The sequence below is a fragment of the Bacteroidales bacterium genome, assembly GCA_016707785.1.
In the GTDB taxonomy this organism is placed as follows: domain Bacteria; phylum Bacteroidota; class Bacteroidia; order Bacteroidales; family UBA4417; genus UBA4417.
This window is the reverse complement of record JADJGZ010000015.1, coordinates 23918-45135: the sequence shown is the minus strand read 5'-3', so window position 1 is coordinate 45135 and position 21218 is coordinate 23918. Positions and strand designations below refer to the sequence as shown.

16 protein-coding genes and 1 pseudogene are annotated in these 21218 nt (G+C 40.7%); 1 reads left to right on the top strand and 16 read right to left on the bottom strand.

Annotated features, from left to right (window positions below):
- Positions 1–17 precede the first annotated feature (17 nt).
- The 13 genes from rplB to IPH84_09840 form a co-directional block, all read right to left on the bottom strand.
- Positions 18–842, bottom strand: a complete 825-nt coding sequence (gene rplB / locus IPH84_09900; GenBank protein MBK7173527.1) for a 50S ribosomal protein L2 — start codon at positions 840–842, stop codon at positions 18–20.
- A gap of 6 nt (positions 843–848) precedes the next feature.
- A complete protein-coding gene (gene rplW, locus IPH84_09895; protein MBK7173526.1) occupies positions 849–1139 on the bottom strand; it encodes a 50S ribosomal protein L23 in 291 nt (96 codons plus the stop codon).
- Between the two features lie 35 nt (positions 1140–1174).
- Positions 1175–1804 (bottom strand): 50S ribosomal protein L4, encoded by a 630-nt coding sequence (gene rplD / locus IPH84_09890; protein ID MBK7173525.1) that lies wholly within the window; start codon positions 1802–1804, stop codon positions 1175–1177.
- A complete protein-coding gene (gene rplC / locus IPH84_09885; protein MBK7173524.1) occupies positions 1795–2424 on the bottom strand; it encodes a 50S ribosomal protein L3 in 630 nt (209 codons plus the stop codon). The genes rplD and rplC overlap by 10 nt, the downstream gene beginning before the upstream one ends.
- 59 nt (positions 2425–2483) lie before the next feature.
- Positions 2484–2789 carry a 30S ribosomal protein S10 gene (gene rpsJ, locus IPH84_09880; protein MBK7173523.1) on the bottom strand — a complete coding sequence of 102 codons (306 nt, stop codon included), beginning with the start codon at positions 2787–2789 and terminating at the stop codon, positions 2484–2486.
- 35 nt (positions 2790–2824) lie between these two features.
- Positions 2825–4918, bottom strand: coding sequence for an elongation factor G (gene fusA, locus IPH84_09875; GenBank protein ID MBK7173522.1), 2094 nt, complete (start codon positions 4916–4918; stop codon positions 2825–2827).
- A gap of 24 nt (positions 4919–4942) precedes the next feature.
- A complete protein-coding gene (rpsG, locus tag IPH84_09870) occupies positions 4943–5410 on the bottom strand; it encodes a 30S ribosomal protein S7 (GenBank protein MBK7173521.1) in 468 nt (155 codons plus the stop codon).
- Between the two features lie 37 nt (positions 5411–5447).
- Entirely contained in the window at positions 5448–5837 is a 390-nt protein-coding gene (locus IPH84_09865) for a 30S ribosomal protein S12 (protein MBK7173520.1), read from the bottom strand.
- A 619-nt stretch (positions 5838–6456) separates the two neighbouring features.
- Positions 6457–7599, bottom strand: coding sequence for an ATP-binding protein (locus tag IPH84_09860; protein ID MBK7173519.1), 1143 nt, complete (start codon positions 7597–7599; stop codon positions 6457–6459).
- A gap of 257 nt (positions 7600–7856) precedes the next feature.
- The gene (locus tag IPH84_09855) at positions 7857–10484 is read right to left on the bottom strand and encodes a carbohydrate binding family 9 domain-containing protein (protein MBK7173518.1); all 2628 of its coding nucleotides are present in this window, start codon (positions 10482–10484) and stop codon (positions 7857–7859) included.
- A 205-nt stretch (positions 10485–10689) separates the two neighbouring features.
- Positions 10690–11436: a response regulator gene (locus tag IPH84_09850; protein ID MBK7173517.1), complete on the bottom strand. Its 747-nt coding sequence runs from the start codon at positions 11434–11436 to the stop codon at positions 10690–10692.
- A 16-nt stretch (positions 11437–11452) separates the two neighbouring features.
- Positions 11453–12508 carry a histidine kinase gene (locus IPH84_09845; GenBank protein ID MBK7173516.1) on the bottom strand — a complete coding sequence of 352 codons (1056 nt, stop codon included), beginning with the start codon at positions 12506–12508 and terminating at the stop codon, positions 11453–11455.
- A gap of 43 nt (positions 12509–12551) precedes the next feature.
- Positions 12552–13283 (bottom strand): hypothetical protein, encoded by a 732-nt coding sequence (locus IPH84_09840; GenBank protein MBK7173515.1) that lies wholly within the window; start codon positions 13281–13283, stop codon positions 12552–12554.
- Positions 13284–13527: 244 nt separating this feature from the next.
- Between IPH84_09840 and IPH84_09835 the strand changes: the two are divergent.
- A pseudogene (locus IPH84_09835) lies at positions 13528–15849 on the top strand (UvrD-helicase domain-containing protein).
- Positions 15850–15851: 2 nt separating this feature from the next.
- On the opposite strand, the gene IPH84_09830 reads toward IPH84_09835, so the two are convergent.
- The 3 genes from IPH84_09830 to IPH84_09820 all read right to left on the bottom strand — a co-directional run bounded on the left by IPH84_09830 (position 15852) and on the right by IPH84_09820 (position 20906).
- Positions 15852–17387, bottom strand: a complete 1536-nt coding sequence (locus IPH84_09830; protein ID MBK7173514.1) for a T9SS type A sorting domain-containing protein — start codon at positions 17385–17387, stop codon at positions 15852–15854.
- Positions 17388–17793: 406 nt separating this feature from the next.
- Entirely contained in the window at positions 17794–19326 is a 1533-nt protein-coding gene (locus IPH84_09825; protein MBK7173513.1) for a T9SS type A sorting domain-containing protein, read from the bottom strand.
- 170 nt (positions 19327–19496) lie between these two features.
- Entirely contained in the window at positions 19497–20906 is a 1410-nt protein-coding gene (locus IPH84_09820) for an MATE family efflux transporter (GenBank protein ID MBK7173512.1), read from the bottom strand.
- Between the last annotated feature and the right edge of the window lie 312 nt (positions 20907–21218).

Below are 21218 nucleotides of genomic sequence, written 5' to 3'. Positions count from 1 at the left end.
GTAATTTATTTATTAGGTTACTTCTTCCTTCTTTCGATAATATATTTGTTCGAAGCTTTGGTTTTCGAACGTGTCTTGTATCCCTTAGCTGGCATACCCTTACGTGTACGTGGATGTCCACCGGTTGCACGGCCTTCACCACCACCCATTGGGTGATCCACTGGATTCATAACAACACCACGTACTCTTGGTCTGCGGCCCAGCCATCTGGAACGACCAGCTTTACCTGATGATTCGAGACTATGGTCACCATTAGAAACAATACCAATAGTTGCTTTGCAAGACTGAAGGATCAGCCTGGTTTCACCTGAAGGCATCTTAACTACGGCAAACTTACCGTCGCGTGACATCAGCTGAGCACCTGAACCGGCACTACGAGCCATTTTTGCACCCTGACCAGGACGAAGTTCAATATTATGAATCATCGTTCCGAAAGGAATTTCACTAAGGTATAGTGTGTTGCCAATTTCGGGAGAAGCTCCTTTACCAGCTATAATTTCCTGTTCAACCTTTAGTCCATGAGGAGCTACAATATAACGTTTCTCACCATCGGCATAATGCAGTAAAGCAATACGGGCTGTACGGTTAGGGTCATATTCTATGGTTTTAACAACAGCGGGAATATTTTCCTTATCGCGTTTAAAATCAATGATGCGGTATTGTTGCTTATGACCACCACCCATGTACCTCATGGTCATTTTTCCCTCATTGTTCCTGCCACCTGATTTGCCTTGAGGTTCGAGTAAACTCTTCTCTGGCACCGAGGTGGTGATATCGTCGAACGCGCTCGCTACTTTAAAGCGCTGACCCGGTGTGGTTGGTTTGAATTTCTTGAGAGCCATTATTCGTTAGATATTGCTGTAAAAATCGATTGATTCGCCTTTGGCTAAAGTTACGATAGCCTTCTTAAATGAATTGGTCTTACCGGAGATCACTCCACTCTTGGTAAAGCGTGATTTATTCTTACCGGCATAATTCATTGTGTTGACCTCATCCGGTACAACGCCGTACAATTCTTTGACTGCCTTTTTGATCTGCAGCTTATTGGCACGCTTGTCCACTATGAAACCATAACGGTTCAGCGTTTCGCCCTGGGCTGTCATTTTCTCGGTAATGATCGGCTTGATGATGATACCCATCGCTTTATTTTTTATCAGTTAATGCTTACCGTTTATTAATTGCCAAAAATCTTTTCAATTTCACTTACTGAACTCTCAGTAATTACCAGGTTACTGGCACGGAGAATTTCGTAAGTATTAAGTTCGCTGACCCTGGTTACCCAAGCCTTCGAAAGGTTGCGTGCAGAGAGAACTACATTGGTATTAGTTTCTGGAAAAACCATAAGTGTTTTTCCGGCTGTAAGTTTCAATGCAGTCAGGACAGCTGAAAATTGTTTGGTCTTTGGGGTTTCAAATGTAAAATCCTCAATTACAACAATATTGTTCTCTTTTGCTTTATAAGCCAATGCTGACATCCTGGCAAGTTTCTTTAGCTTTTTGTTGAGCTTGAAACTGTAATCCCTGGGATGAGGTCCAAAAACCCTGGCTCCACCTCTGAATAAGGGAGACTTAATACTACCAGCCCTGGCACCGCCTGTACCTTTTTGCTTTTTTAACTTCTTGGTACTACCGCTAATGGTTGATTTCTCCAGTGAGTCGTGAGTGCCTTGACGTTGATTGGCAAGGTATTGTTTAGCATCCAGATAGATCGCGTGATCATTAGGAGTTACATTGAAAATATCATCATTCAAAGTAACAGTTCTGGCCGTTTTTTCGCCTTTAATGTTATATACTGTTAGCTCCATCTTTCAACTATTACATATGAACCACTTGGTCCTGGAACGGAACCTTTAACTACGATCAGGTTTTTTTCGGGTACAATCTTCAGAATCTGAAGGTTGATCAATTTCACCCTGTCATTTCCCATACGGCCTGCCATCCGCATTCCTTTGAAAACTTTACTTGGATAGGAAGATGCTCCTACTGAACCAGGTGCCCTGAGGCGGTTGTGCTGGCCGTGTGTTGCTCCACCAACTCCACTGAACCCATGGCGACGGATAACTCCCTGGAAACCCTTTCCTTTAGTGATTCCAACTACGTCGATGAATTCTCCTTCTTCGAAAATATCCACTTTAAGAACATCACCGAAAGTCTTCTTGTGGTCTTCTTCAAAACGTGTGAACTCCATTAGCACCCTTTTAGGAGAGATACCAGCTTTTTTGAAGTGGCCAATCTCAGCTTTGGTAGCATGTTTTTCACTTTTATCGTCGAAAGCCAACTGGATAGCTTCATAGCCGTCCTTTTCCTTGGTCCTGACCTGGGTTACAACACAGGGACCCGCTTCGATCACGGTACAAGCCATATTCTTGCCATTGGCATCGAATATACTGGTCATCCCTATTTTTTTACCGATAATTCCTGACATTATATCGAGGTATTAGTGTTATTTACTCAATACTTTTTTAACTTATTTCTTCCTTATCATCAGATCTTGATCTCAACTTCAACACCGCTGGGCAGTTCCAGTTTCATCAATGCATCAATCGTTTTTGCAGTTGAGCTGTAGATATCCAGTAATCTTTTGTAAGTACATAACTGGAATTGCTCACGCGACTTTTTATTGACGAAAGTTGAGCGTAGTACCGTGTAGATCTTCTTGTCGGTGGGAAGAGGAATCGGGCCATTAACAATAGCTCCGGTCAATTTCACCGTCTTCACGATCTTTTCGGCTGATTTATCCACCAGGTTGTGATCGTATGATTTCAGCTTTATTCTAATCCTCTGGTTCACGTTGGTAAACTTTTAAACGTTTATTTTTGTCTGAATTAATATCCTCTGGTTTTTAAAATAACCGCTTCGGCTATTTCCTTTGGAGTTTCCTGGTAATGTGAAAACTCCAGACTTGATGTTCCTCTTCCGGATGTGACACTTCGTAAAGAAGTTACATATCCGAACATTTCTGAAAGGGGAACACGGGCTCTTATGATCTGGTAACGAATTTTGGCATCAATATGTTCCAGCACTGCGCGGCGTTTGTTCAGGTCACCTGTAACATCTCCAACGTAATCATCCGGACAACTGACTTCCACTTTCATTACAGGCTCAAGTAATACATTTTTAGCTTTTTTGGCTGCTTCCTTGAATGCGATTTTTGCGCAAATTTCAAAGGACAATGAATCACTATCTACTGTATGGAAAGATCCATCCAATAAGGTTACTTTAAGGTTTTCCACTGCAAAGCCGGCAAGTACGCCATTGACCATTGCTGCTTTGAAACCTTTTTCTATTGATGGTATAAATTCCTTTGGAATATTACCGCCACGAACATTATTGATAAACTGCAGCCCTTTAAATCCTTCGTCGGCAGGACCGAGTTCGAATTCAATATCTGCAAATTTACCCCTGCCACCACTTTGTTTCTTATAGACTTCACGATGGTGAACCAGTGAAACAACAGCTTCGCGGTAAGCTACCTGAGGAGCTCCATGATTTATTTCAATCTTGAATTCCCTGCGCAGGCGGTCTGTAATAATATCGAGGTGAAGTTCGCCCATTCCTGAAAGGATCGTCTGACCTGTTTCGGTATCGGTACGAACGGTGAGTGTAGGATCTTCTTCAACCAGTTTGCCTAAGGCAGAATCCAGTTTATCAACATCATCCTGTGTCCTGGGTTCGATAGCCATGCTGATAACAGGCTCAGGGAAACTCATGGATTCGAGAACAATCGGGTGCTTTTCATCACAAAGCGTATCGCCAGTGCGTATCTGTTTGAATCCAACTGCAGCACCAATATCACCTGCTTCAATCATACTGATTGGAGTCTGCTTATTGGCATGCATCTGGAAGATACGGGAAATTCTTTCTTTCTTACCGGTACCGGCATTCAGGACATATGATCCTGATTCAAGAGTACCTGAATAGACCCTGAAGAAAGCAATACGGCCTACAAAAGGATCGGTAGCAATTTTGAATGCAAGTGCAGCAAAAGGTTCATCCGGATCCGGCTTACGAGATTCTTCCTTTTCAGTATCAGGATTGATTCCTGTAACAGCAGCAAGTTCATAAGGATTTGGAAGGAAGGAAACGATTGCATCCAGAAGATTCTGAACACCTTTATTTTTGAAAGCTGAACCGCAAACAACGGGAACAATGCGCATTTCGAGGGTTGCTTTGCGAATAATCGCATGCATTTCCTCTTCTGTGATTGAATTATGATCAGAGAAATATTTTTCCATGAGGGCTTCATCTTCTTCAGCACAACCTTCAACCAGCATGGTACGATACTCATCAACTATTTCAAGCATATCCTCAGGCACAGGTCCTTCGAAATAATGCATTCCTTTGGAATCATCGTCCCAAACAATTGCTTTATTCGAAATAAGATCTACTACACCCTGAAATGAATCCTCAGATCCAATAGGAAGCTGCAAAGGAATAGGATTAGCTCCCAGTTTCTCCTTAATTTCGTTTATTACATTAAAAAAATCAGCCCCTGAACGGTCCATCTTATTGATGAAACAAATACGGGGGACGAGATATTTATCAGCCTGTTTCCAGACAGTTTCGGATTGAGGCTCAACACCACCTACAGCACAAAAAACTGCAACGGCACCATCGAGAACCCGAAGTGATCGTTCTACTTCAACAGTAAAATCAACATGGCCCGGAGTATCGATAATATTCAGACGATATTCCTGGTTCTTATATTCCCAACTAACTGTAGTAGCTGCAGAAGTAATGGTAATTCCGCGTTCCTGTTCCTGGATCATCCAGTCCATAGTAGCGGTACCATCATGTACTTCACCTAGTTTATAGTTACGACCGGTATAATACAATATACGCTCGGTGGTCGTGGTTTTCCCAGCATCAATGTGGGCCATGATTCCGATGTTACGCGTATATTTCAGTTTTTCTGACATGATAGTATCCGGAGTAGTATTAATTTAGAATCTGAAATGGGAGAAAGCTTTGTTAGCTTCGGCCATACGATGAGTATCTTCTTTTTTCTTGAAAGCGGCACCTTCTTCTTTATAAGCAGCCATGATTTCACTGGCCAATTTATTAGCCATTGATTTTTCATGACGTCTGCGAGCAAACAAAATCAGGTTTTTCATCCCAATTGATTGTTTACGTGAAGGACGGATTTCTGAAGGAATCTGGAAAGTAGCACCACCAATACGGCGACTTCTAACTTCAACGTTAGGAGTAACGTTAGCTAAGGCTTTTTTCCATACTTCAAGTCCATCTTCCTTGATCTTTTCAGTAACGATATCAACGGCATCGTAAAAAATTTCATAGGCATGGTTCTTTTTCCCACGCTCCATAATATTATTCACAAATTTTGTCACCACTGTTTCGTTGAACCTGGGGTCAGGAAGGATGACGCGTTTTTTTGGTTTTGATTTCCTCATTGTAAGATATCCTTATCGTTCTTAAGAATCAGTTTATTTATTTCTTTGCTGCCTGTTTCTTTGGACGCTTGGTTCCGTATTTTGACCTGCGTTGGTTGCGGCCATCTACACCGGATGTATCCAGTGCACCGCGAATGATATGATAACGTACTCCGGGGAGATCCTTTACACGACCACCGCGGATCATAACGATCGAGTGCTCCTGAAGATTATGACCTTCACCTGGAATATATGCATTCACTTCCTTACCATTGGTTAAACGAACCCTGGCAACCTTGCGCATTGCGGAATTAGGTTTCTTGGGAGTGGTAGTGTATACCCTGGTGCAAACACCACGACGCTGTGGACATGAATCCAATGCCGGTGACTTGCTCTTATCCGTCAATTTTTGACGACCTTTACGAACCAGTTGTGATATTGTAGGCATATTGTTACTATTGATTTTTCGGGGTTTCAGCTCTGTTTTTCCAAAAAGGGCTGCAAAGGTATAATTTATTTCTTAATTATTAACCAGTTACTTAAAATAAACATGAACACCATTTCAGCCTGTCGGAAAGTCGCGTCAATACACAAAAAAACATTGCCGCGACCTGAAATCGTGGAGGGAATTTGCCAGTTTAAGAGGGGAATATACCTTTAGAAGTAAGACCATCAAACACAACCTTTGGGTAAATTGTCCGCCAGAAGCGAACCAAGTTGTATTTTGAAACCTATAGGTGTCTTACTTTTTCAGGTTTCCCGGACCAGTACCAGCCTTAGTCCCTCGATCATAAATGATTATCCAGTGATGGGTTCTCATTTTTTGAGGGTGCAAAATTACACGAATATTTTTAATTAACAAGGGAGTGTTGAAAAAACTTTAAATATTTTGCATTCCGACATTGTCAATGCAACAAGAAGACAAACTCCAGTACATCACAGTCATACTGAGCTTTACTACCTTCCTCCATGCCTGATTTAACAAAAGTACTGACATTCAATGGTATGACAAAGTATATCGACCCAGCGAATCGCTTATTTCCTGCAACTTTTCAGTCATTTGAATTTTATTTTCGTTTCAATATGTTTCGGATAAACCATAATTCATAGACTGGATCAAGGAATTCCACACCTTGCCCAGACAAGTCAATGATCTCTTTATCAATCAGCACTTTTTTTACCTTACTAACATTGGCTGAAGTGCCTAATCTGAATTGTTGAATGACCTGACCGCTATTGAAATTGGCTTTTATACCTGTTGCCACCGCTTTGAGGAAATTCAACTGTGTTTCACTAAGGGCTTCAGTTTCATATTGGTATAGCATCGCATTCTGAACAATCATATCATCTTTAGCAATAGTAAGGATTTCATCATTAGCCTCATCAGAAGTACGCAACCAAACAAGATGCGACAATAGTTGTACATAGTATGAATGGCATTTTACAGTATCTGCAATGGATTGGGCCAATGACAGATCAATTGTCTTATTAGTGGATCGAAACCTTTTAGCAATAAACTTTACCCAATCATCAGCAGGTATTTTACCAAGGTGAATAATTTCACCGAACCGGTAAAATGGCATGGACTGTTTCTCGAACAATGCTGACATCATATGGTATTTGCTCCCATAAATGCAATATGTAACAGACTGATGATTTTGCCAGGCTGTTCGGAGCCGTTTATGAAACAAAACTGAATCGCTGAAAAGAGCTGTATTCTGAAATTCATCAATACATATCACAAGTTTAATATCCTTTTCAGAAGCAATTTTTTCTGGCAGATCAAGTATTTCCTGATAATTTTTTTCTATTGAATCGAGGTCAAATGAAAGTTCAAATGAGTTTACAGGATCGGAACCAAATGAGAAGCGAGGCGTGATCCGCGAAAAGAATCGTTTGGCATTCTCAATCCATGTTTCAATAGTACCTGAAGTACTTCTTATGACTTCGGTTGCCAGAACCTTATAAAACTCATTTGCATCACGTATTCCAAAAGCATCCAGATGAATAACAATCAATGTGCTGGAAATTGACTGATCACCTGCTTTTTTCACTAACGACGACTTCCCCAAGCGTCGGGGTGAAATCAGAATAGTATTTACTTTATTTCGGAAATTGGAAATCAATCGCTCTGTTTCACCCTTTCTGTCAGTAAAATTATCTCCTACCGCCTTCCTTCCGAAAATGAACGGGCTATTAGCTATTTGCATATTTATTTACTATTTTGATTGCAAATATAATCATTATTATCATGAAACCTACTGGTTGCAAACTATTTGGTTACACACTTAGTGGTTGCGTCATGCCTCGGCTCTTTCTTCTTATATTTGCTTAAACCCAGAAGGTTTCCAGTAGATGTTAATGGGGATGGGGTGATTGATAGTTCAGATATGGCAATAATCGATAACAACTCCACGAATATAGTCATATCAATAACTCCAGAATGAAAATTGATCAAAGATGGAAATCAGAATACAAGCATATACGACACTTTAACCAAAAATATATCCTGGGGGTGCTTATCAAACAGGTAATTCATATCCCTTCTGAATGCGAAGTCCCCATGGGTATCATCCTGGGTTCTGCCTTGCGACCAAACCAGGTATAATGAGGAACCCGGCCTGTATTCCCATCTCATTACCAGGTTCGACCTGAATTGCATAAAATTGAAATCATCATCGGAAAATGTATAATCCACATTTCCATCCCTGTTTTCATCAACCTGCCATTCATTTTCATCTTCCCCTTCAAATAATTCAACACCTTCTGTAAAGTCGATAAACCGATCTTCATAATCTGAGGCTTTTGCATTGATGACCCGTTTATAATTGGAATAGTTCCCTGCGAAAAGGAACGGTTGTCCATAATATTGAATAGAAAGGTCAGGAGTAAGTGAATAATCTAGTCTTACCGATACACCAAATGAATGTTGGTCGAGACGAGCAAGGATAAATCTTGTGGACTCATTATAAGTTAAATCCGTTACATATTGCAATTCATTGAACCCCCATGAGTAATCCGGCGACAAAGAGATTGAAAGTGAATTAATGGGTTTAAAGGTAGCAGATAATGATAGCCCATTCATGGATGTATATTCTTCAAATCCCCTGTATAACCACGCATTCACACCCATGCTCAGTTTCTTTCTGCCATCAGAGGATAAATCAATCCAGTAATTGTAACCACCGGGAACCATGAGTCCAGGTCCGCCTCTGAGTTGTGACCGATCCAGGGATTCGGCATCCATGTTAAACCCTGACCCAATATTCCAGTAGTTGTTGAATTGTCCGAATCCATTAACATTTGCACCCTTGTAGATGGATTGACCTCCAAAGCTCCATCCTATATACTCATTAAAATTGAGTCCATAGTATTTAAAGAGTCTCTTGGGTTTATACTCCCTGTATCCAATCCAAACAACCTGCTGAACTTCATCGGCCTGTCGCATATATCCGACATCGTTGAAATCAACCCCAGGTGAACGCAAGGTAAGCCAAGCCATATAATTAAAATGTCCGTTGCCGGATTTTCCAATATCAAAAGTAAATGCGTAGCCGGATAAGCTGGTTCTATTTGTATCAAGTTTCACATAATTCTTATCCGGACTTTGGTAGTAACGGGCTGAAGATTGCTGCAATTCAGTGATTGCTTCCTTATTGCCTTCAAGTCGGGTTCCCACAAATTTAAGGTCGAAATAGTAGGTCTTATTTTTCCAGGTATAGTTATAATCCAAACCAGCAGCATAGGCTGACCTGGGCATGAAGTTCAGGTAATCGGATTGAATGGACCTGTTGGTGGCTGTTACCATTCCACCCAGGCTGGATGTACCTTTATTATAGTCCTGCTGCACCCTGGCGATAAAATAGTTGGTCATTGGTTCGGTAGTAACCTTTCTGCGCTCGCCATTCAGGTCGATTGTGGCCTGTTCCTTACGGGTAAGTGATTCCATAACCCCAATGGAAAGTCCGTTCCGAGTCTTTCCTGAAACCTTGAAAGAACCAAGTATATGCGTAGTTGAAGGCATTTGAGCATATTCCCCATCTTCCAGATCAGGAGAGTAATGCGGTGCTCGACCTATCCGCCTGGAATAGAAAAGGATATTCCGGGTATCATCCCCATCACCCCCTGTAAGGCTATAGTCGAAAATATTCTTACCTTCGATAAAGAAGGGCCTTTTCTCGGAAAAATAGGATTCAAAAGCAGAAAGATTAACAACAGAGGGGTCAGCTTCGACTTGACCAAAATCCGGGTTAACCGTGAAGTTGAGAGTAATATCATTGGTGAGGGAAACCTTTCCATCTACACCTATCGCCGAGCCATACTGATGGCCTTTTTCGAAGGGGTTTCCTTCTTCCTTTTCATCATACTCAGCTTTGACAACTGCATAAGGTAATATTTCAATATCTTTCTTTGGTTTAATTCCTTTCAAACCATTTAAAGTACCGAAAAGGCTAACAAATCCAGGAGCATTCCTCGCAATGGGTTGCCAAAGTGACATTTCCTGTTTGCGATAAATATACCTGAAAACATTTAAGCCCCATGATAATTCATCAGCCTTTCCAAACCTGAGTTGAGTGAGGGGAATGCGAAATTCAGCTGTCCAACCCTTATCATCCAATTTTGTTTTTGCGAGCCATAATGCATCCCAGGTTGGATCATCCATCCCATCATTGGTTATCATCAGGTCCATTTTCACACCTGAGGCAGTAACAGCAAATCCAAAACCCGTAAGATTGTCATCATAGCTGTCAACAATCACTCCTACCCAGTCACTATCTGTATTATCCCTTCGGGTCAGCCTGGTAACAATTTCTGATGGCACTGAATCATATGCCCTTATTGCAACATAAAGGTTGTTGTCATCATAAAGTATCCTGAAAGAAGTATTTTGTGAAGGCGATTGACCATCATTGGGTTCTCTTTGGGTAAAATTTGTCCCCCATTCAACACTCTTCCAGCATTCCTCATCGATCATCCCATCGATTTCCGGTTGTTTTCCGGAAAGGCGGGATGTTTGATATGATTTCTGAGAAAAAGAGAGATATGGAAGGGTGACTAAAACAAAGAGGAAAATACTGGTATGGAGTCGGCTCATCATACAGTTGGGAAGGTATTATTAGTAATTTAAACAATCAGAATAAAACGAATGGGCCTGCAAATAAGTTACAAGATTGACAAAATAAACTTATTGTATGAGTACCCGAATTCTCAATTATCTGATTATCGTTTTGTTGACAAGGAAAAATCCGTTTTTAGAAAGGATCAGGAGACTGTATATCTACGAGAGTATTTATCCCGGTTTATAAAAACACCCTGAGTCGTTTGTAGCCTTCTTCGCTGGCACGAAGCTTAGCCCCACACTTGAGGGTAACTAAGTGGGTATCCTTTGTATATTGATCAACAGCGGCAATCTGAGATATATTGATGATAGAACTTCTATGAATTCTAATGAAGTTATTGGAGGGCAGATGTTGTTCAAAGAACTTCATGGTTTTTTCTTTCAGATGATTTCCTAATTCTGAATAGATCATCACATAATCATCCTGCGCTTCAATATACCAGATTCGGTCGACAGGAATAACCGTAACTTTAGATCCCAACCTGGTAACAACCCTTTCCACCATCTGAGTAGCAGATTCCAGGTGTTCTTTTAGCTTTTCCACAGGACTAACCTGGTTTGCCTGGCCCTGGCTGATCCGCTGAACGGCTTTATTTACTGCTGCATCAAATCTTTCCTTTGCAAAAGGTTTGAGCAGGTAATCCACTGCATTCATTTCGAATGCCTTGATGGCAAACTGATCATATGCTGTGGTAAAAATGATTTCCGGTTTTTGAGGTAAAACTTCCAATAATTCAAATCCGTCAAGTTTAGGCATCTGGATATCGAGGAATACCAGGTCCGGATTCCATTGTTGAATACTTTTTAAAGCCTCATAACCATCCACACACTCTCCAAGTATTTCAATTTCAGAATGATTGGATAAGTAACTCCTGACAAGGTCTCTGGCAAGGGGCTCATCATCGATGATTAATACTTTTACTGACATGATTCCTGGTTGTTAATTAATTGGAAGTGATCGAGGGAAATTTTAATACTACCTCAAAAGTTGTTTCTTTTTTATCGATGGTGATCAGGTCCGGCCTGCTATATATGGCTGTCATTCTTTTAGTAACATTCGCCAGGCCTGTTCCTGTGCCTCGCCTGGGCAGCGTATCGGGGTCAAAGCTATTCATTATACTCACGATGAGGTATTCATTTTCACACCTGATGTTTAATAGAATGGATGAAGGTCCTGAAAGGGAATATACTCCATGTTTAACGGCATTCTCAAGCAAAGGTTGAAGGATCATTGCCGGCAGGGGCCAATTGTCACAATCAGGGGCAATGATTTCCTCTACATTTAATCGATCGCTGAACCTGACCTTTTCAATATCAAGGTAGAGGCTGGCATGGTACAGTTCTGCCTTCAGGGTACTCATGGATTGTTCTGACATGGAAAGTGAGTACCTCATAAATTCAGAAAGTTTAATCACCATTTCCTGGGCTTTAGCCGGTGATTTTAGGGTCAAAGCACTGACAGAATTTAAACTATTGAAAAGAAAATGAGGTTTGATCTGAGCTTTTAGTGTATTTATTTCTGCTTCCCGCAACATTGAAGTTAAGGATGCTTCCCTTTCCATTCGTTCCTGTAACTCTTTAAAGCTGAGAATCAGGTAAAAAACTGCCAATTGAAGAAAATAGATCAGGATACCGGCAAGAATGCGAAATGTAAGCGATTGCAGCAGGAAATTGATGTAAATTTCTTCATCATCAGCTAGAGACTTCATAATGAAAGTTCCTAATCCTAACCAAAGAAGCATTGCAAATGCAGAACCGGTTACATGAAAAATAATAGTTTCCAGCCAGTTGCGCTGCATTCTGCCAGAGAACTGAACCATGAACCATAATCCAATACCCATCAACCCGAATAATACGCTAAAAACAAGGGAATCCAGTAAACTCAACCAGATTGGAAAATCGAACCTTTCTATTATCAATGCAAATTGGATAGCGGCAAGGGCTATCCAAAATACAATATAGAAAAACCATAAGTTCCTGGAGAGAAATCGGTTGATCATCGATAAGCATTTAAAAGTTTAGTGAAATAATTAGCCAATCAGTTTAGAAACTTCTTATCTCACCTCCACCGAATATGGTTACGCCCTTAATGATCAATACTTTATTAATATCTACCTGTGAAACGCTTCTTTTATCTGCATATCCACCAAAGATATTGAATACTTCCACTTTCACATTCCAATCGGCAGGGCAAACTATGGAAGTTCCTCCAAAAGCAGCAACTACTTCTATCATATTTGTCCCTGGTGCCAGGGTACATTGCGAGAGATCAATTTTAGAACCCCCAAAAACAGCGATGATTTTGCCCCCTCTGAATGATTGTGATTGAATTTTCTTTTCCCCTCCACCAAATAATGCGAAGTCTTCAAAAACTTCCTCATTGGCAGTGGATGGTTGTTTGAAAAAATGATGTTTCCTCAACTTGACCGCTCCGAAGATCATGCTGAGACCAACAAAGATGATCAGCACAGGCCAGAAGACATGCCATAGAGTGAATGGGAGGGAGAAATAATTGACTAACAGGAAAAATACTCCGATTGACATCAGAATAAAACCTGACCAGATTGAGTGCCTGCTGAACAGGTTAATGGCTCCAATAGCAATCAATAGCATCTCCCATGAAAAGATGATCCTGCTGACAGAAGGTTCCAATGCTCCGGTATTACGAGCCATAAGTAAAAGGCCGGCCAGGATAACCAGGACGCCAAATACAACGCTTTTCCCTTTGAACCGGGCAGCAGATTTTTCTTGTGTTTCATTATAATTGTATTCCATTTTTCGATGTTTTAAAATTAATGAAGCAAAAGTAAAACGGGTCATCCATTGGCGAAAGTCAATTTCGGTGAATGCCGGAAATAGGTCGGTAAATATTGATACTGTGTAAATATAGAAAATATCTTCATGCTGATTCAAACGGCACTGTTGATAAAATCCCATTAGCTGAACAGGCTTAAATTGTACTTTTGTGGGTTGTACAATCAAAGAAAAACCAAGAGTGAGCAGGAAAATACTAGATGAATTAAATGATGCCCAACGGAAAGCTGTTGAGCAACTCGTTGGGCCGGTAATGGTTATAGCTGGTGCCGGCTCAGGAAAAACCCGTGCGCTCACCTATAGGGTTGCCTATTTGATTGACCAGGGAATTGATGCCTTCAATATCCTATGCCTGACATTTACCAATAAGGCAGCAAGGGAGATGAAAGAAAGGATTATCAGTATTGTAGGGAGTGAAGCCAGGAATGTATGGATGGGAACGTTCCATTCAGTTTTTGCCAGGATATTACGGGCTGATGGCCACTTACTGGGATATCCCTCCAGTTTTACGATCTATGATTCCGATGATAGCAAAAGCCTTCTAAAGAACATTATTAAGGAGATGGACCTGGATATTAAGGAATATCCTGCCAATTTTGTACTGGGACGAATATCTGCTGCCAAGTCCAACCTGATTTCCGCTGAGGATTACATCAATAACCAGGAGATTATGGAGCAAGACCGTCAGAACCGGAAACCTCATATTGGCCAGATCTATGCCATCTACCAGGCGCGACTCTTCAGATCAGGAGCCATGGATTTTGATGACCTGTTATTCAACACCAATATCCTGTTGCGTGACCATGATAAAATACTTTATAAATACCAGGATAAATTCAGGTACATACTCGTGGATGAATACCAGGACACCAATTATTCACAATATATTATTGTAAAGAAACTGGCTTCCAGGTTTGAAAATATATGTGTGGTTGGTGATGATGCACAAAGTATCTATGCTTTCCGTGGTGCCAATATCCAGAATATCCTGAATTTCAAGAATGATTACCCGGAGTATAAACTATATAAGCTGGAGCAGAATTACAGGTCAACTCAGACCATTGTAAATGCTGCCAATGGGGTAATAGCCAATAATAAAGACCAGATCAAAAAGGAAGTATGGACAGAGAACGAAGAAGGATCATTGATCAAAGTTCTGAAAGCCACCAGTGATAGTGAAGAAGGCACCCTTGTTGCCAATGCCATTTTTGAGACCAAGATGAATCAATACCTCAAAAATGATGCATTTGTAGTTCTTTACCGCACGAATGCCCAATCACGTTCCATTGAAGAAGCGCTTCGAAGGCTTAACATTCCATACCGGATTTATGGAGGTCTCTCCTTTTACAGCCGCAAGGAAATCAAAGATATGCTGGCCTATTTCAGACTGGCTGTTAATCGTAATGATGAAGAGGCGCTGAGAAGGGTAATTAATTACCCTCACAGGGGAATTGGTGATACCAGCATGCAGAAAATAGCGATCCAGGCAAGCCAGAATAATTGTTCACTCTGGGAAATCCTGAATAACCATCATTCATATTCAATGGGATTTGCGGGCAAGACTGCTGCTTCCATTTCGGCTTTTTGCACCATGATTGAGGCCTTTGGTGCGCAGTTGCACTCCCGAAATGCTTTTGACCTTGCTGAGTATATTTCCAAAGCTTCCGGCTTATTGAAAGAACTGGACGAAGATAAGACCATTGAAGGTCAAAGCAGGCTTGAGAACATAGAAGCATTGCTGAATGCTGTCCAGGAATTTACTGAACGTGAACCCGGTCCTGAAGAAGAAGCCATTCCTGTCAGATACCTGGATGAATTCATGCAGGAGGTCTCATTGATTACCGATCAGGATAATGATGACCCTAATGATACCGATCGCGTCTCACTCATGACCATTCACCAGGCAAAAGGCCTCGAATATCCCTATGTATTCATCACCGGACTGGAGGAGAATCTTTTCCCTTCCTTTATGTCTATTTCATCAAGGGCAGATCTGGAGGAGGAAAGGCGGCTATTTTATGTAGCCCTTACCCGGGCTGAAAAAAAGGTAACCCTTTCGTATGCAGAATCACGATACCGATGGGGCCAGCTGACTATGGCAGAAAAAAGCCGGTTTATCGATGAGATCGATGAAGTATTTCTTGAATTACCCACAAAAACCAAATGGAACAGGCTTGCTGAGGAACCCGGGAAAAGCACAATCAAGCAAAAAATCCCTGGAAAGCCAGCCGCCCCGGTTCAACCAAAAAGTTCTTCACCTCCTCCTTCTCCGAAACCAGCATCCCCCGGACCAGGATTCAAAAAACTGAGTAATACGCCTGTATCAACTCACTCACCGGTTTCACAAGATGGTGATGATATTGAACTCATACAGGCTGGTATGAGTGTTTACCATGCCACATTTGGTAATGGAAAAGTTTTGAGTGTGGAAGGCGCGGGACCTAATAAAAAGGCCTCGGTGAAATTTGATGGAGTCGGAATTAAGCAGTTATTACTGCGATTTGCCAAGCTGAGAATACTGCATTGAAACTAGGTTTTTACCAGTTTCTTTTGTGAGACAAGCTTATTTCCATTATAAAGCCTGAGGAGATAAATTCCCCTTTTTAGATTTCCAACAGGAATTGTCATCTCATCAGCTTCAAAATAAATTTTAAGCTGTTTGATACCAAGGAGTGAAACAATTTCCAGGCTGTAAACTCCTTTTTGGTATCCCTGGATTGCGACCGTTATAGAATTTACAGCAGGATTTGGGTATAGAAATAACTTTGTGCCGGAATCATAGTTATTCATTAAACCATGTTCTTCCCAATCTGAAGTATCAAAAGGAGTTCCCCAGGTTTCTGATCCTTTTTTAAAATAGACCAGATAGTTATATGCTACATTATAATGTATGAGATCTATTTTAGATCTATGGGAATAATATTCTCCACCGCATCCATCGATGTAATAGGAATATTCGGTCCCAAATCGACTGCCATTAACCAATGTATCACCACACATGGAACCAGGATAGAAATACCCAACTAAATTTTTAGTGCTACGGTTATTATACTTTGAATCACAAAACTGATTATAGTAAAAATAAGCTGCTGTATCATCCGAATCATAGATAATTGAAGTGTGCCCTGGATTATTATCAAATTGTTCAGCAGTCTCTGAAATAAAGCTATATATCTCTGTTATAAGATCATAAGTATATACTGGAATATTATCCGAAGGCCAGACACTCTTAATAAACCTGGCAACTTTGTATTTTACCGTGTCACCTGTTGAATTCCAGCATGAATCCAATATAATCCTGATAGTTTTTCTGGTTTCATGATCAGTAATTTCCATATGGTAAGGTTCATAATAGCTATGAAATACATCCCCTGGTGCAAAGGAATATACTTGTCTATACGTTATATTTTGAGTCCCGATAGCCTTAATGGATGTTGAAATACCTGAAAGTAAATGAACCGGCTGCGTGGATAAATATTCAGGAAATGTATAAAAATCGAATAAGGTGAGCATTCCGAAGCTTTTACTCAGTTTAAATACCTGGTTGTTCAGTGGGTGTGATATCAGTACACCGTTTATGTTCTTTGCCTGAAATGTTATATACTTAACTGAATCAGCCATTCCCAAAACTGTATCTACCTGTTCCAAAGACACTTCTGCATATAGTCGGGTAGTATCAGTTATTCTGCAACATATCCAGGAATCGTTTTTATGCTTATCAGTTCGAATCCTGATGCCATCACCAGCCTTGTTAAAGAAAAAGTTCCCTGCATCCCCAGCTGACATAGAATTTCCGATCCATGACGGGCTAAAGGGATCATAACAGGAAGTAGAATTGCCAATAAAATCGTAATAGGAATATTCTAATCTAATAATAGGAGAATTATAATAATATTTATAATTATCTTTCGTGACTACAGAATCGATATTGACCGTCCAGGTTGTTTTAGCATCCGTGGAATAATAATATGCAATGAAGTTGTCATGAATACACTGCCAGTCCTGTGCATTTATTCGGCTCCCGAAAATCATAAATAAAATAATGAAACTAAAAATACTCTTCATCTACGAATGATTTAGTCAAATTTAAGTAAACCCCTTGAAACTTGTTTTACCCTGACAAATATCTTTATCAAATTGATTTTTTGATTATATACTTTCTGTTTCTTAGATGTTTTTACTTACTGTCTAATTTACTAGCATAATTAAGGTTCTCCTTCCTTTCAGAATAATTTTACTATTACAGCTTTCTTTGACAAGACAGTCAGAAAAATCCCCCTTGCTCCCATAAAGAGCATCATGGCCAGCCATAGTCCATGGTTTCATATAACCGGCTCAAGAAGGTAGTATGCAGGGAGAAAAATTACAGTTGTAATAATAACCATAGTGTTGCGCATTGCTTTTGAGGTGGTAGGGTTTAAACAGCTACTCCTCAGGTTTGCCAAGTTGAAAATCCTTGGTTAATCCGGAATTATTGCTTGACAAACTTTCTTTGTCCGATCGCCTGTCCATCCTTAAATATTCTCAGAACATACATTCCTGGTGCAAACCCACGAGTCGGGATAGAGAAATTCATTTCATTGATCGTGCCCTGGCAGGAAGTTTTTCCCAGTAATGAGGTTATCATATATATCAAACAACCTTCTTTGCCTGGATTTGCAATTTCAACAGTAAGATTATCAACAACCGGGTTGGGGTACACTTTTATATTATCGATTGATGCCGGAATTTCCACCTGACCTAGCCAGGTTTGATCATTAAAGGGACTCCCCCATGTTTCACTGCCTTTCCTGAAATAGACCAGTTTATATTCCCTATCTAAATGATAGGCAGTTTCAAACCAGTAAGGTCCCCCGCATCCTTCAATATATTGGCCAAAATGAGTCAGGTCAGGATATCCCCAGGCATAATACTGGAAACAACTATCTCCCCAGGTTCCAAAATAATGAACATTCCCGCCGCTGGGATCTTCCTTTATTTGCCGGCCGTTATACAATTGAGAAGAACCTTGCGCTGCATCTTTAATATATGCTTCTGTGGGTCCGGATTGGAAAACCATCGCTTCCCCCGGAAGTTTCAAAAACTGGATTGCTGTTTCAGATCTAAATGAATACGTTATCATTGCAGTATCCTGCCCGAAATTCAGCCAATAGAGTTCCGGTCCGACAAATGAAACATTTCTCCATTTGTGAAAGAATGTATAGGTAACAGAATCACCAGATGCGCTTATGGCTTTATCAATCACATAACTAATTTTCTGGGTAGAATCCCAGGCAGAACCCGAGGTATAATAACCATCCGCAAGAGTGTGGAATTCATCTCCAATTTCGAAATTATATATTTGAGAATATTCAAGGTTTTGTATCCCAAGTATGGGATCTGTCATTCCTACAAGGTCGTATATCTTCTCAGGAGAATAATAGGTTTGACGTGGATTAGCAAAAAATTCAATAAGCCGGGTTAATCCATAGTGTTTGCTCAAAATGAGCTGAGTCCCGTTTAATGCATGACTTTTTGCATTTCCTGTTAAATCAAATGCTTGCAATTCAATAACTTTTACTGAATCAGTAATCCCCAGGAAGGTGTCTTCAGACACAGACATGATATTAGCATGCAGTTCGAGGTTTAATAACTGGTTCCTGAGAAATACCCAGGATTCACCCATCAGGCCCAAAGTCCTGATCAACAATGAATCTTCATTGTAATTAATAAAATAATTATCTCCGTTTGGATACGAAATTACCTCTCTACCTATCCAGGAGTTTCCAAATGGAGAAAAGCAATTCCCATCAGCACTTCCTACTGAACTAAGGTTTTTTAAATGGGAGACTCCATCCAGGGAATAGGAAGTATCAATACGTATACTCTTTAGATTGTATATGTAAACATCCGCAGGTCCTGAATAAACCTGGCTTACACCTGTTCTTACGGACTGCCAGTCCTGGGAAAATGATAGCTGGCAACTGAAAATAATTAAGCAGATTAAAGTACATACCTTTTTCATAAACAGATATTAAATAATATACGTAAGACACTCGAACTTGCTTTTACCCCTACAGTCTTAGTAAATGATTCATAAAAAATGAAACAACGACTTTAATTCTATCCGTTTCAATAAAAAACCTCCTGTTAAAGGAAAAGATAGAAGACGCAAATTATGCTGAAATGCGCTTATTATACCGTTGCTGAATCAGTTTGCGATTCGCCGGCTGGCGGAGGATACCTGTGCGCCCCGGTATAACTCAATCTGCAAGAATCTTGCTTCGCAAATTCATTGCGATTGAGTATAATTTGTGCAAACACTGCCTTCCTTGCATAAAAACTCAGAAAAATCCCCCTTGCCCCCATGAAGAGCATCATAGCCAGCCATAGTCCATGGTTTCCCATAACCGGCTCAAGAAGGTAGTAGGCCGGGAGAAAAATTACAGTTGTAATAATAACCATACTGTTCCGCATTGCTTTAGAGGCTGTGGCTCCGACAAAAATTCCATCCCACACAAATGCCGAAAAAGTTACAAACGGAACCAATACTATCCATACTAAATAAGGTTTAGCAGCCAGCAACACCTGTTGATTATCGGTCAACAACCTAAGAATCAGGTTGCCAAAAACAAGATATACAATTGTAAACACAGTGGCTATACCTGTTGCCCAAATGAATAACAACCGAACAGATCTATGTAAATTTTTCTTGTCACGGGAGCCAATATATCGTCCGGTAAGGGCTTCAGCAGCATAGGCAAACCCATCTACAAAATAGGAGAAGAAGTAAAAAAACTGAAACAGCAACGTATTTACAGCCAATATGGTATCACTCGTATTAGCTGATTGCACTGTAAAAAAGGAGAGCGTAAAGATAAGGCAGAGTGTACGGATAAAAATATCCTTGTTTACATGAATAAACTCCTGGAATTGTGACCAGCTTAAAGCCTTCCTGATATTGAAGTATGCCTTCAGTTTCTTCCAGTATAACCTTAAGAAAACAAGGCTCATCAATAATCCCATATATTGACTGACAAGGTTTGCCCAGGCAATACCATCAGAAGCCAATCCAAAAACCCTGATAAATATGAGACTCAGTATGATGTTAAGTAAGTTTACTGCAATTGCGAGGATCATGGGAATCCGTGCATTTTGCATTCCAATGAACCAGCCTGTCAGGGCATACATGATCAAAGTAGCAGGTGCAGCATATATCCTTATCTGAAAATAGCTCATTGCGAGGGATTCGATTTCCTCACTTCCACCGATGAATCTCAAGGCTACCCATGAAATCGGGTATTGAAAGGATATGAGAAGAATACCAGAAAACAATGCTGTGATGAAACCTCGTGTCAGCACAGCACTTGCTTCACCAAGGTCCCGACGGCCATATGCCTGGGCAGTAAAACCGCTTGTTCCCATTCTCAAAAAGCCAAATCCCCAGAAAAGGAAACTAAATATCATCCCACCCAGTGCAATGGCTCCAAGATACTTCTCTCCTTCCATATGACCCATCAGTCCAAGGTCTACCATTGCCAGCAGAGGAATGGTGATATTAGTAACTATGTTCGGAATCGCAAGTTGAAGGATTTTCTTATTCAAGAATGCTACATTTTTTTGCAAAGATGGGCAAATTTTACTGCGTTACATTGATAAAATAACCCACCCCCGCCCTCCTTTGAATGGCCCCCCCCTTTTTTTGGGGGGGGGGGCTCTTCCTTCTTCCTCCCCCCCCCCCCCCCCCCAATTTTTTTTCCCCCCCCCCCCCCCACCCCCCCCCCCCCCCCCCCCCCCCCCCCCAATCACATTTAGTCTCAATTCAGAATAGGCTATTTATTCAAAAGAGATTTCATTATCACTAAAAAGCATATCCGGAAAATTTACTTACCTTTGCAGCAGTTTTAAAAATCTCCC